Below are 12503 nucleotides of genomic sequence, written 5' to 3' on the forward strand. Positions count from 1 at the left end.
CAGGGCTGTGTGATTGGGGCACGCCATGCGACTCATGGCGCCCTCCTTGCGATACGCGCGTCCGCGCCTTCTGGGCGTGTGCTGTGCTGTGCATGGCGCTCGTTGACAGGCGGCCAGAGCCTGTCGACGGGCATGCCTGTGATTTCTGCAATGCGCTGTCGAATGCGGGCCGATACCGCACGACCACTGATGACTTGCGACACGCTGCTGTTGGCCACGCGCATTTCGGACGCCAATGCCGTGGGGGAAATGCCTTTCATGCGCAGCGCCGCTTTGATTTGCTCGGGATGCATCTGGTAGCCTTTCGCCTAATTATTTAGGTGAAAGCACGTCGTCGTGCTTTTGGCGAATTATGGGAAAGATTTCTTTCCCATGCAATACACCTTGGACAAGTTTTTATGACCCTAGGGGAACGGTTGCGCGAAGAAAGAAACCGGCTGGGCATGAGCCAGCCGGCCTTCGCTGCACTTGCTGGCACTACGAAGCAAACTCTTTTTTCCTGGGAATCCGGCAAGACAGCGCCGGATGGATTTCAGATGACCGCGCTGAGCGCACACGGAGTGGACCTGTTGTATGTGCTGACAGGACACCGCACACCGGCAGTTCACCCTGCAGAGGCTCTGTCTGACGATGAACTCCGCCTCCTTCACGGGTATCGCAGGTGCAATGCGGATGGAAGGCAGCACCTCATACGATCCGCAGAGCTGCTGTCTGCGGCACATGCCATGTCCGCCGAAGACCACAGGCAGGCCCTCCAGGATCGGCCACATCGATCGGGTGAAGACGCCCTCTGATCCGTCCTGCCCGATGTCCAAGCGGTGCGGCACCTACAGGATGCGGTGCCGACCTGCTCCAAGACGGTGACAGGGCTTGCTGCCACCCCCTGCCTGGACGTGCTCAGTACACATCGCGCCGGTAGCGACCCGAGCCCAGCAACTCCGCCACCTTGGCCTCGCCCAGAACGGCCTGCAGCGTCAGATGCACGCCTTGCCCCATGCCATGGAGGCTGCCGCTGACATAGATGGCCGCACCACGCGCCACCCATTGCCGCACTTCCTCTGCGTGGCTGCGCAGCAGATCCTGCACATAGCGAGAGTCCTTGCCGTTGCGCGACCAGGCCTGATCCAGACGCGCCAGACGCCCCTGCTCCACCCAGGCCGCCAACTGGTCGCCGAAGACGGCGTCATGCCGAGGGCTGCGTTCCCCGAACAACAGCCATTGATCATTGCAGTCGTGCTGGACACGCGCCCTGATATGGCTGAGCAGGCCCGCCAGACCCGAGCCATTGCCGATCAGGATCAGCGGCCGCCCGGCGTTGTCGCCGAGCCTGAAGCCACGGTGCTCGCGCAGCGTCAGCGGCAAGACATCGCCCTCGGCCATGCCGCAGCACAGCCACTGCGAGGCCAGACCCGGCGAGCCGTCGGCACGAGTGCTCTGGCGCACCAGCAACTGCAGACTGCCGTCGGCGGTGACCGAGGCGATCGAGTAATCACGTGGGCGCTCCGGGTCGGCAGGCACGCACAGAGACACCAGATCGCCCGACTCCCACTGCGGCAGCTCCCCGGACTGTGGTGTCCACTCCAGCAGATACAGCGCTCCGCCCTGGCTGCCCGGATTGAGCAGACGCCGCCGACGAAGCACAAAAGGAATGCTGACCGGTGCCTGCAGCCAGTCCGCATCCAGCTCCTGATCCGGGGCGCACTCGCCCAGCAGGCCCTGACGCATCTGCCCGACCTGGGCCCGCCAGCTCTGCAAGCTGGGCCCGTCCATGTTGTCCACGCAGATCAGATCGCTGCGTGCGCCGCAGGCCTGCAGCCATTCGTGCACCTGCACACCAAAAGCACAGAACTCCTGATACTCGCGATCCCCCAGCGCCAGCACCAGGCTTTGGTGCCGGGTCAGCACAGGCTGCGCAGCCTTGAGTTGCCGCACAAAGCCCAGCGCATGATCAGGCGCATCGCCCTCACCCGTGGTGGACAGCATCCACAGGCTATGTGCATGTTCCTGCAGCAACTCGGCCGTCAGCTTCTCCACGGGCAGCAGGCGAACCTGAAGCCCGCCATCGACCAGCATCTTGGCCGTGGCACGGGCCAGCGCCTCGGCCTGCCCCGTCTGGCTGGCATAGGCGACCAGTACGGCAGGCGCCCGGGCATCGCCCCGAGATACCTGGCTCTGGGCTTCGTCGGTCAGGCGCTGCCGGCGTACCCTGGAGCCGATGCCCCAGCACATGCCGGCGTAAGCCGCGACCAGGCCCATGGCGCCATAGATGCGCTCGGGCGTCAAAATCCATTCCACTGTCATGCCTCGAATTGGTTGATCCAGACGGGTGTCTTGATCACCTGCCTGCGGGTCTCATGGCCATCGGATGCAAGATGCGATGTCAGCACGGCTGCAATCCCGTGCTGACGGGCAAAGTCCATGCCTTGCTGCGGCCCCAGCACCGTGAGCACGGTGGCCAGGGCATCGGCATGCATGCACTCCTCATGAAACACCGTGACGCTGGCCAGATCATGCGCCACCGGCCAGCCGGTGCGCGGATCCAGCGTGTGCGAATAGCGCCTGCCGGCCTGCGTGAACTGGTGCCAGAAGTCGCCCGAGGTGGCAAAAGCGCCCTCGCGGCAGGCCACCACCAGGGGCTCAGCCTCGGTGGAGCCGCCGGTGCCCAGTTGCACCTGCCAGGGCCGGCCATCGGGCCTCTGCCCCCAGCTGCGCAGCTCGCCGCCGATTTCGAACAGGCCCGCAGCCCAGCCCGTCGCCTGCAGCTTCTGTACCGCCCAGTCCACGGCAAAACCTTTGGCAATACCGCAAAAATCCAGCTCCAGACCGCCGCTCTGCTGCAAGCGCCGGGTCTTCGCATTCCAGCGCAGATGGCGACAGCCGCTGGTCTGCAGCACGCGCTGGATCTCATCAGCGGGCGGAGTTTGCCCGTGATGCGGCTGCAAGGGGTTCTGACGCGGGCCGAACCCCCATAGCGAGACCAACGCCCCCATGCAGGGATCCATGGCTGCGCCAGACAACCGGGCCCAATGCAAGGCCGCTTCCAGAACCTGCGCAAACTCCGCCGGCATCACATGCATTTCACCGGGTCTTGAACGATTGAACCGGGTGATCAGCGAATCGGTCTCCCAGTTGCTCATCTGGGCGATCACATCCTCGAAGACCTGCTGCAACAGTGCCTGCACCGGCTCCATGGGCCGGTAATCCGGGTTGACCAGTCTCAGTGACCAATGCGTGCCCATGGTCTGGCCGGACAGGCGATGAATGCGCCCATCCTGCTGGTGCTGCAGGCTTGCCGGCCTCCAGCGCTGAACGCCAAAGTCCGGCGCCGGCGTCCGCTCATGCGTCTGGCTCCGCCCTTCAGGTGAGGGCAGTTGCCGGAGACTGGCATCGAAGCGTACGCGGACAGAGGTGGTCATGGGCATGCGGAAAAGGGCACAACAGCAGTGAAAACAACGACGCGCCCGGATCGGGCGCGTACTCATTCCATCAAGCGACAGCGCTTAAGGCAGAACTTCCAGGGTCGCGATATAACCCAGGCGGCGCTCCGTGGCCTTGGCGACGCTGGTCTTCTTGTCCGTGGCATCGGCGTTCAGCCAGAACAACCCGGCGCGGGGGAACCTGATCTTGACCTGGCCATTGGCATCGGTCTTGAGCTTCATGGCGTCCACACCGTCGCGGTAGCGAATGCCGTCGGCCACCAGCTCCAGCTCCAGATCCGCAGCGGGCTTGCCGTCCAGATGGAATTCGAAAATCGCCTCTTCGCTGGCCACCAGATCATTGGGGTGAGTCACAGGCTTGAGCTCCAGGCCCTTGCCGGTCAGCGCCAGCGCAGATGGCTTGCCCAGGGAAACAAAGGTCTCCATGCGGCGCAGGTTCTCGGTCACATGCACGTCCTTGGCATCGGCCGGAATCTGCCTGAGCACTTCTTCCACCGAGCCACGCAGGCGCTTGGGCTGGCCGTTGGCATCCTTGTAGCCGCCCATCACGCCGGTCATCAGCATGGTGACGCGGTAGGTGCCGGTCTTCTCGGGCTTGAAGTCGAAGCTGCTGCGCAACTCGCCCTTGGCGACATTCTTCATGTCCACCGCAGAGCCATCGGGCGCGATCACCTTGACGGCCTCCAGACCCAGCGGACGGTGGTTGAAGAAGAACACGTCGTTGGACACGGCGGCATCCACCGTGACCCAGTCAGACTTGGACAGCACGGTGCTGGAAGGCTTGAACCACAGATCATGCGCCTGGGCGCCCAGGGCAGCCAGAGCCAGAGTTGCAGCGACGATGGCACGAGTTTGGAACTTCATATCGGTCCTTGGAAAACAGAATCACAAGTCAGTGGAGTGAAGGGCGCCAGCACGGGCAAAGCCCCACTCAGAGACACCGCGCAAGGGCCGCCCTGCCGCGCCGGTGTCGTCCCGCTCCGCGAAGCAGAGAGGGGAAAGGCGCAAAGCGCCTCGGGGGGTGATCAAGGCTTCAATTCCAGCTTGATCGCCCCCAGCTCGGTGCTGCCCTGGGCGCTCAGGCTGGTGGACTGCCTGACCGGCCACTCGAAGGGAATGGAGACCAGCTCGCGGCCACCGACTTCGCGGGCAGCTTCCACCATCAGCTTGTATTGACCGGGAGCCAGCTGGGGCAGCGGGTTCTTGCCTTCGGCAAAGGACAGCGCATGGCTGCCCACGGGCTTGGTCGGCTGGGTCACGCCGTCAATGGGAAAACTCAGCTCGCGGCCAGTGCGACGCCACCACTGGCGCATGTCCTTGAGCCACTTGGTGCCCTCGGCATTGCGCATCTTCACGTCATACCATACGGACAGATTGGCCGCCACGCCGCCATCGGCCTTTTCCAGCCACACGGCAACATAGGGCTTGTGGTACTCGGCGACCTGTAACTGGGGCACGGTCACCGCCACGTTCATACCGCCGGCGATGGCCGGCAGGCCCACCACGGCGCTCAATGCCACCGAGGTCTTGAAAATCCGCTTCGACATTTTCTTTTCCTTCACAAAATTCCGGGGTTCAGTGCACGAGCAGCAAAACCAGCAGGGTCGGCAGCACCAGCCCCAGCCCCACCATGGGCCAGGTCATGGGCCGACGCTGCGCATGCATCTTCAGGATCAGCAGGCCCGTGATGCAGAACACCAGGCAACCGATCGCAAAGACATCGATGAACAGGCTCCAGGCGGCGCCGGCATGACGTCCCTTGTGCAAGTCGTTGAGGTAGGAGATCCAGCCACGGTCGGTCTTCTCGTACTCCACCGAGCCTTCCTTCAGGTCCACGCGCAGCCAGGCATCGCCGCCCGGGCGCGGCATGGGCACATAGGCCTCGTCCTCGCTCCATTCCACGGCAAAGCCCTTGGCAATGACCTTGATCTCACGAGCCAGCCAACCCTCCACATCGGCAGGCAAACCCACCGCATCCCTGCCCGCGGCCTGCACACCCTGCTTCTGGGCTTGCTGCAGCCTTTCGAGCAGGTCCGGGGGCAGTTGTGCTTCACGCGATTCGACCCGGGGCTTGGACTCGATCTGGCCGGCGTGATTCAGGGTGAATCCCGTCACGGCAAACAGCAGCATGCCGATCAGACAGATGGCGGAGCTGATCCAGTGCCACTCATGTAGTTTTTTGAGCCAATACGCCCGCAGCGGGGCGTTGGAGGAAGCCGCGGTCATTCAGAACTTTCTGGGATTGCATTGCCGCCGGACCAAACCGGCCCGCGCGACATCGCGCCACAAGGCCCGGCCTCGGGTACACGGCAAGGCGGCATTCTAGTTGCGCAAAATTCTAAATGCATCTCACTTTTATTCACTTTACCTGGCGTAAACAAAGCGCCCGAGCACAAGGCTCCCAAGCATGTGCGGCTCAACGGCTCCTCCATTCTGTTGCCTTGGTGCAACAAATCGCCGGGCATCCTCCTCCATTATTGAATGGTATCGAGAATTATTATCAATATCACCTAGAATCCGCACGCTTTTCAAAAAATCGACTCTTCATCAAAAGCATGTCCAACAACCATCTGACCCCGACCGACTCCAACGGCTTGCGCTGCGAGCTCAAGCAAATCGTGATTGCCGCAGGCCTGTGCCTGATGGGCGCCAGCGCGATGGCTCAGCAGGAAACCACCCTGTCCACCGTGAATGTGGAAGCCGCAGCCGACGCCAGCTTCAAGACCGATGCCAGCCCCCAGGGCAAGTTCACCGCCCCCCTGCTGGACACGCCCAAGACCGTTCAGGTCATCAATGAAGAGATCATCAAGCAGACCGGTGCCACCAGCCTGCAGGATGCCCTGCGCTCCACCCCCGGCATCACCTTCGGCAACGGCGAAGGCGGCAACCCCAGCGGCGACCAGCCCTTCATCCGCGGCATGGACGCCCAGTCCAGCACCTTTGTGGACGGCCTGCGCGACATCGCCGCAGGCACCCGCGAAGTGTTCAACGTCGAAGCCGTGGAAGTCATCAAGGGTGCGGACTCGGCCTACGCCGGTCGCGGCGGCGCCGGCGGCTCCATCAATATCACCACCAAGAAGGCCAGGAACGAGAACTTCATCTCCGGCGACGTGGGTCTGGGCACCGACAACTACCTGCGCGGCACCCTGGACATCAACCGCAAGATCAACGACACCACGGCCTTCCGCCTGAACGCCATGGGCCACAGCGCCGATGTTCCCGGTCGCAACGGGCCGGACAACAAGCGCTGGGGCATTGCCCCCACCGTGACCTTCGGCATGGGCACGCCCACCGAAGTGACCTTGTCCTGGCAGCATCTGCAGACCAACAACACGCCGGACGGCGGCGTGCCCTATCTGTACAGCAACACCGCCATGGCGGGCCTGCGCGGCGGCAGCACCGTTCGTCCCACTTACGGCAACAGCCGCGACAACTGGTACGGTCTGAACAACCGCGACTACGAGAAGGAAAAGAGCGACCTGTTCACCGCTTCGGTCACGCACAAGTTCACCGACACCAACAAGATCCGCAACAGCCTGCGCTACAGCAGGACCAAGCAGGACTATATCTGGACCCAGCCCGACGACTCCAAGGGCAATGTGATCAACGGCTACGTCTGGCGCCGCGGCAATGCCCGCCTGTCCGAGACGACCACGCTGCAGAACGTGACCGAATTTACCGGCAAGGAACAGACCGGCTCCATCGGCCACAGCTATGCCTTCGGCCTGGAGCTGTCCAAGGAAAAGGCCGATGTGCGCTCCGCTGCCATCCAGAACACCGCCACCAGCTGCACCTCGGTCGTCGATCCCTGGTGCACGACGCTGAGCAACCCCAGCGGTGCCGATGCAGCATGGAACTACGCCTGGGCTCTGCCCGCGCAGTCCACGATCAACAAGATCGACACCATTGCCGTCTACGGCTTTGATACGCTGAAGCTCAACGAGCAATGGCTGGTGAACGCCGGCCTGCGCGTGGACCACTACAAACTCAACGCCTCCGGCCCTGCCGGTGGCCGCGGCACCAGCGCCTACCCGGCGTATGACCTGAGCCGCAGCGACACGCTGTTCAACTACCAGTTGGGACTGGTCTACAAGCCCGCCGCCAATGGCAGCATCTACGCCAATATCGGCACCTCTTCGCGCCCCGGTGGCTCGACCCTGGGCAATGGCAGCGAAGACCTGACCACCACCACGGCCGCCCTGGCCGATCTCAAGCCGGAGAAGACCAAGTCCATCGAGCTGGGCACCAAATGGGACCTGCTGGACAAGAAGCTGGGCCTGACGGCTGCCATCTTCCGCAACGAAGTGACCAATGTCCGCATCACCGATGCGACCGGCACGTACATGGGCGGCAACAAGGAAGTCAATGGTCTTGAACTGGGCTTTACCGGCCAGATCCTGTCCAACCTGAGCGTATTCGGCGGCTATACCTACATGGATAGCGAGCAGAAGAACATGGGCATCGGCAGCGTGGCCAACGGTCGTCCCTTCGTCAACACGCCCAAGCACAGCTTCAGCCTGTGGACCAGCTACAAGCCCATGCCCAAGCTGACCCTGGGTCTGGGCATCTATGCACAAAGCAGCGTCAATGCAGCTTATGCGGTGTCCACCGTGGATGGCGGCATCGTGACCAAGGGCGCTTCCGGCTATGCCCGCTATGACGCGATGATGGCCTACCAGATCGACAAGAACCTGAGCTTCCAGCTGAATGTCTACAACCTGGGCAACAAGGCTTACTACACCGGTGTGCGTTCTCCCCACTACGCCAACCTGGGCGCAGGCCGCTCTGCCGTGGCTTCGCTCAAATTCACGTACTGATGCATGCCCTGTCTGCGCTTGATCTGGCGCAGGCATTCAGCAAAGCATCGCCCCAAGCCCCGCAGGCCCTGGATGCCAGCGGGGCTTTTTACATGCACACTTGCCAGAACACTGTTTCAGAATGCCGGGTTCCGCTCCATAAAACCATAGCTGCCTGCGCCTTCCCTGCAATGATTTCAATACGAAAAATATTGAAAACCATATCCAGAAAGCGCTACCAGCCATGGTTAATGAGGGACCGGATCCACAACCGCCAGATACCGCCCCATGCTGCTACGCATCCCCAGCCTGCTCACTCCCGATGAAGTTCGCCACTGCCGCCAGGCGCTGGAAGCCGCCAGCTGGCAGGACGGCAAGGCCACGGCCGGTCATGTGGCCGCGCAGGTCAAGAGCAATCTTCAGCTGCCGCTGGATAGCAAGACCGGCCAGCAGATCGGCGACCTGATCCTGGACCGGCTGGGCCGCAACCCGTTGTTCATGTCGGCGGCCCTGCCGCTCAAGGTCCTGCCGCCGCGCTTCAATCGCTACGAGGGCGGAGGCACTTATGGCAACCATATCGACAATGCGTTCTTCACCATTCCGGGCACGGCCATCAAGGTCAGAACCGATGTCTCCACCACGGTCTTCTTCAGCGATCCCGACGAATACGAAGGCGGCGAGCTGATGGTGGAAGACACCTTCGGCCAGCAAAGCGTGAAACTGGCGGCCGGCGATGCCATCGTCTACCCCGGCACCAGCCTGCACCGCGTCAATCCCGTCACGCGCGGCACGCGCTATGCCTCGTTCTTCTGGACGCACAGCCTGGTCAAGTCGGCGGAGCAGCGCCGCCTGCTGTTCGATCTGGACCAGAGCATTCAGCAACTTACCCAGGAGCAGCCGCAACACCCGCGAGTCGCCGCCCTCTCGGGCACCTATCACAATCTCTTGCGCATGTGGTCTGAAAGCTAGCCGCCTGAGCTTCGGAGCGGCTTTGCCGCTTCCCCAAAGAGGGCCGCGACCTTTGCCGGGACAGCCCATGCTGTGCGCCCCCCCCTCGCCGGCTGTCTCCTCCTGCCCCATGCCTGCTCTGCCACCCCATCCCCATCCAACCGGCTTGATTTATGACTGTTGAACGTTTGAATGCCGCAGGCCAGCCCGTCAAACCGCCACTGACGCAGATTTCGTCGCAGATGGGCTCCCTGGCGGACTACGCCCGGCTGGCGCGCGAGCATATGGAAGCCCACGCCTGGGCGCATATCGAAAGCGGCGCCGATCAGGGGCTGACGCTGGCCCATAACCGCCAGGCGTTTGACCGCTTTCGCCTCTGCCCGGAACCGCTGGCCGATCTGTCAGGTGCCCATGCGCGGCAAAGCCTGCTGGGCCGGAGTCTGGACTGGCCCTTGCTGCTGGCTCCTGTGGCCTATCAACAGCTGGCGCATCCCGAAGGCGAGCTCGCCACGGCACGCGCGGCCATGGCCATGCGCACCGGCATGGTGGTCAGCACCCTGTCCAGTTGCACCCTGGAAGCCATTGCCCAGGCCGCACAAGCCGCAGCCCAGGAGCTGGGACGCAGCGGCCCGCTGTGGTTCCAGCTCTACCAGCAGGCATCACGCGAGCACACGCTGCAGCTGATCCGGCGCGCCGAAGACGCCGGTTATCAGGCGCTGGTCTGGACGGTGGACGCCCATATCAAACGCTCCAGCTACCCGCTGCCGCCAGGCGTGGAGGCCGTCAATCTGCACGGCATGCCCCAGCAGCGCCAGAGTGGCGATCTGATGAGCGAGCACATTCTGTTCGGCTCCGAGCTGGCCCGAAGTGCCCCCACCTGGGACGACCTGGTCTGGCTGCGCCAGCAAACCCGGCTGCCGCTGGTCGTCAAGGGCCTGCTCTCGGCCCGCGCCGCCGCGAGGGCCGTGGAACTGGGGGCCGATGCCATCGTGGTCTCCAACCATGGCGGCCGGGTGCTGGACACCGCAGTTTCCCCGCTGGAAGTCCTGCCAGCCATACGCTCAGCCACGCCTGCCCATATTCCCTTGCTGATGGATGGCGGCGTGCGCCAGGGAACCGATGTGCTCAAGGCCATCGCCCTGGGCGCCAACGCCGTGCTGCTGGGCCGACCCCAGATGCATGCCCTGGCTGTGGCCGGCATGCTGGGCGTGGCCCATCTGCTGTACTTGCTGCGCGCCGAGCTGGAGCTGGCCATGGCCCAGACCGGCTGCGCCAGCCTCGATCGGATCGGGCCCGGGCTCTTAACCACTTGCTGAATGTGCGTAATTTGGCGGCATGCATTGCAAATGCGATGGATTCTCATTTATACTCCCGCTATTGCATCAATAGCCAGCAACAACTGCCTGTAGCCATGATCGTCTGTGTATGCCGCCGGGTTTCTGACCGAGAAATAGCACGCCACGCGCATGCGGGGATGAGCTTTGACGAAATCCAGTTTGAATTGGGTGTTGCCACACAATGCGGGCGCTGCGAAGGCTGCGCGCGCGATGTCGTCGCCCAGTGCAGCGCCAGCCATCCGATCGCGGCCATCCACAACGAAGCGCAATCCTGCGCCTCGGTGCAGGCCGTTCAGCTTGCCACCAATATCCTGGAAAGCAAAGCATGGCCCACCTCAGCGTCCTCTCAGCCGTCTTCGGCAGTCTGATTCTTGTGATGGTATGCACCTGGTGGATCCTGCGTGAATGATGCGATCCTGACTACGTGCCCTGCTTTCCGTGTCTGCCATTGCCGGTTGCCCAGCGCTCTTCCCTTCTGATTCCAGCCTGCGCTGGTTGCCCTTCCCGCTCTTATGTCCCAGTCTGATCGATTCGCACCTGCCAGCGGCACGAGCCGCAACATGGCAGTTGCTGGTGCTGTGGTTGTTGTACATGCGGCTGCCCTGTGGGCCATGCAGCATGGCCTGGCGCAGCAGAAACTGCCGGAGATCGTGATTCCCGCCAGCGTGATTGCCCAGTTCGTGGCTCCTCCGGCCGCAGAACCCGCCCCACCGGCTCCACCTCCGCCCAAGCCTCCTGCGCCAGCCCCCAAGCCAGAGCCCAGGCCACAGCCCAAACCCGAGGTCAGGAAGGCCCCGCTGCCCAAGGCCATCAAGGACCCGACACCGGCACCGGCCGCGCCACAGGGCGCCCTGGAGAACAGCGACAGCAAGCCGGACAAGACGCCGCCGGCGCCACCCGCGCCCCCGGCTCCTCCGGCACCGCCAGCGCCTCCCGCACCGCCGGCTCCACCCAAGATCGAGCAGCCATCGAGCAATGCCGCCTATCTGAACAACCCCGCTCCGGCGTATCCTTCGGTCAGCAAGCGCATGGGGGAACAAGGCAAGGTGCTGCTGCGCGTCTACATCAACGAGCAGGGCCTGCCCGAGAAAATCGAAATCAAACAGTCCAGCGGCTTTGACCGACTGGATGATGCCGCCGTCAATACCGTGCGCCAGTGGAAGTTCGTCCCCGGCAAGCGCAACGGCGTGGCCGAACCCATGTGGCACATCGTGCCCATCAACTTTGTTCTCAAATAAATCCGCAGTTCTCAGGAGTACCCATGGAATCCCAATTCGGCATTGCCCACGTCTGGACACAGGGCGACTTCGTGACCAAAGGCGTGGCCATCATCTTGCTGGTCATGTCGGTGGCCTCTTGGCTGGTCATCGTTCTCAAGGCGCTGGATATTGTGAAGTTCAAGAAGTTCGCCACCCAGGCACAGGACTTCTGGCACAGCCCCGATCTGGCCACCGGTCTGGAAAAGCTTGGTGACGACAAGCAGAACCCGTTCCGTTTCATGGTGCTCGAAGGCCGCGAAGCCTCGGCACACCACCGCAAGACCAGCGCCCACCTGCACGACACGCTGGACATCAGCGACTGGGTAACCCGCTGCCTGCGCAACGGCATCAATGAATTCACGGCCCGTCTGCAATCGGGTCTGGCCATTCTGGCCTCCGTGGGCTCCACCGCCCCCTTCATCGGTCTGTTCGGCACTGTCTGGGGCATCTACCACGCGCTGGTGGCCATTGGCATGTCGGGCCAGTCCTCCATCGACAAGGTGGCGGGCCCCATTGGCGAAGCGCTGATCATGACCGCCCTGGGCCTGGCCGTCGCCATCCCCGCCGTCCTGGGCTACAACGCACTGGTGCGTGGCAACAAGGGGATCCTGAACGCCCTGAACAGCTTTGCCCACGATGTACATGCCTATTTCGTGACCGGTGCCCGCGTTTCCGTGGACGGCCAGGTTTCCGGAAATGTGCTGCCGCTGAAGAAAGGTGCCTGAG

Annotated in this window: 13 protein-coding genes; 7 read left to right on the plus strand and 6 right to left on the minus strand. The window is 63.1% G+C overall.

Translation table 11 applies throughout. The features are described from left to right. Positions 1–32 precede the first annotated feature (32 nt). On the minus strand, positions 33–293 hold the full coding sequence (locus E2583_RS16295) for a helix-turn-helix domain-containing protein (RefSeq protein ID WP_291597270.1): 261 nt from the start codon (positions 291–293) through the stop codon (positions 33–35). A gap of 105 nt (positions 294–398) precedes the next feature. Here E2583_RS16295 and E2583_RS16300 point away from each other — a divergent pair, with 105 nt between their 5' ends. After that, positions 399–794 (plus strand): helix-turn-helix domain-containing protein, encoded by a 396-nt coding sequence (locus E2583_RS16300; protein ID WP_291597309.1) that lies wholly within the window; start codon positions 399–401, stop codon positions 792–794. Between the two features lie 103 nt (positions 795–897). On the opposite strand, the gene E2583_RS16305 is transcribed toward E2583_RS16300, so the two are convergent. From E2583_RS16305 to E2583_RS16325, 5 genes are all read right to left on the minus strand, one after another. Continuing rightward, on the minus strand, positions 898–2301 hold the full coding sequence (locus E2583_RS16305; RefSeq protein WP_291597271.1) for a sulfite reductase subunit alpha: 1404 nt from the start codon (positions 2299–2301) through the stop codon (positions 898–900). Then, a complete protein-coding gene (locus E2583_RS16310; protein ID WP_291597272.1) occupies positions 2298–3416 on the minus strand; it encodes an FAD:protein FMN transferase in 1119 nt (372 codons plus the stop codon). The genes E2583_RS16305 and E2583_RS16310 overlap by 4 nt, the downstream gene beginning before the upstream one ends. 84 nt (positions 3417–3500) lie before the next feature. Next, the gene (locus tag E2583_RS16315) at positions 3501–4301 is read right to left on the minus strand and encodes a DUF4198 domain-containing protein (protein ID WP_291597273.1); all 801 of its coding nucleotides are present in this window, start codon (positions 4299–4301) and stop codon (positions 3501–3503) included. Positions 4302–4462: 161 nt separating this feature from the next. Further along, the gene (locus tag E2583_RS16320; protein WP_291597274.1) at positions 4463–4984 is read right to left on the minus strand and encodes a DUF2271 domain-containing protein; all 522 of its coding nucleotides are present in this window, start codon (positions 4982–4984) and stop codon (positions 4463–4465) included. 28 nt (positions 4985–5012) lie between these two features. Beyond that, positions 5013–5663: a PepSY-associated TM helix domain-containing protein gene (locus tag E2583_RS16325; protein ID WP_291597275.1), complete on the minus strand. Its 651-nt coding sequence runs from the start codon at positions 5661–5663 to the stop codon at positions 5013–5015. Positions 5664–5992: 329 nt separating this feature from the next. On the opposite strand from E2583_RS16325, the gene E2583_RS16330 reads away from it, so the two are divergent. The 6 genes from E2583_RS16330 (at position 5993) to E2583_RS16355 (ending at position 12502) form a co-directional block, all read left to right on the plus strand. Beyond that, positions 5993–8254, plus strand: coding sequence for a TonB-dependent siderophore receptor (locus tag E2583_RS16330; protein ID WP_291597276.1), 2262 nt, complete (start codon positions 5993–5995; stop codon positions 8252–8254). Positions 8255–8521: 267 nt separating this feature from the next. Further along, the gene (locus E2583_RS16335; RefSeq protein ID WP_291597277.1) at positions 8522–9202 is read left to right on the plus strand and encodes a Fe2+-dependent dioxygenase; all 681 of its coding nucleotides are present in this window, start codon (positions 8522–8524) and stop codon (positions 9200–9202) included. Between the two features lie 167 nt (positions 9203–9369). Beyond that, complete coding sequence (locus E2583_RS16340; RefSeq protein ID WP_291597310.1) at positions 9370–10497, plus strand: alpha-hydroxy acid oxidase; 1128 nt, start codon at positions 9370–9372, stop codon at positions 10495–10497. Between the two features lie 95 nt (positions 10498–10592). Further along, positions 10593–10886, plus strand: coding sequence for a (2Fe-2S)-binding protein (locus E2583_RS16345; protein WP_291597311.1), 294 nt, complete (start codon positions 10593–10595; stop codon positions 10884–10886). A gap of 144 nt (positions 10887–11030) precedes the next feature. Continuing rightward, on the plus strand, positions 11031–11756 hold the full coding sequence (locus E2583_RS16350) for an energy transducer TonB (protein WP_291597278.1): 726 nt from the start codon (positions 11031–11033) through the stop codon (positions 11754–11756). A 23-nt stretch (positions 11757–11779) separates the two neighbouring features. Next, on the plus strand, positions 11780–12502 hold the full coding sequence (locus tag E2583_RS16355) for a MotA/TolQ/ExbB proton channel family protein (protein WP_291597279.1): 723 nt from the start codon (positions 11780–11782) through the stop codon (positions 12500–12502). Position 12503: the final 1 nt, after the last annotated feature.

Origin of the sequence: Comamonas sp. (genome assembly GCF_009360615.1) — a bacterium.
Lineage (GTDB): Bacteria > Pseudomonadota > Gammaproteobacteria > Burkholderiales > Burkholderiaceae_C > Comamonas.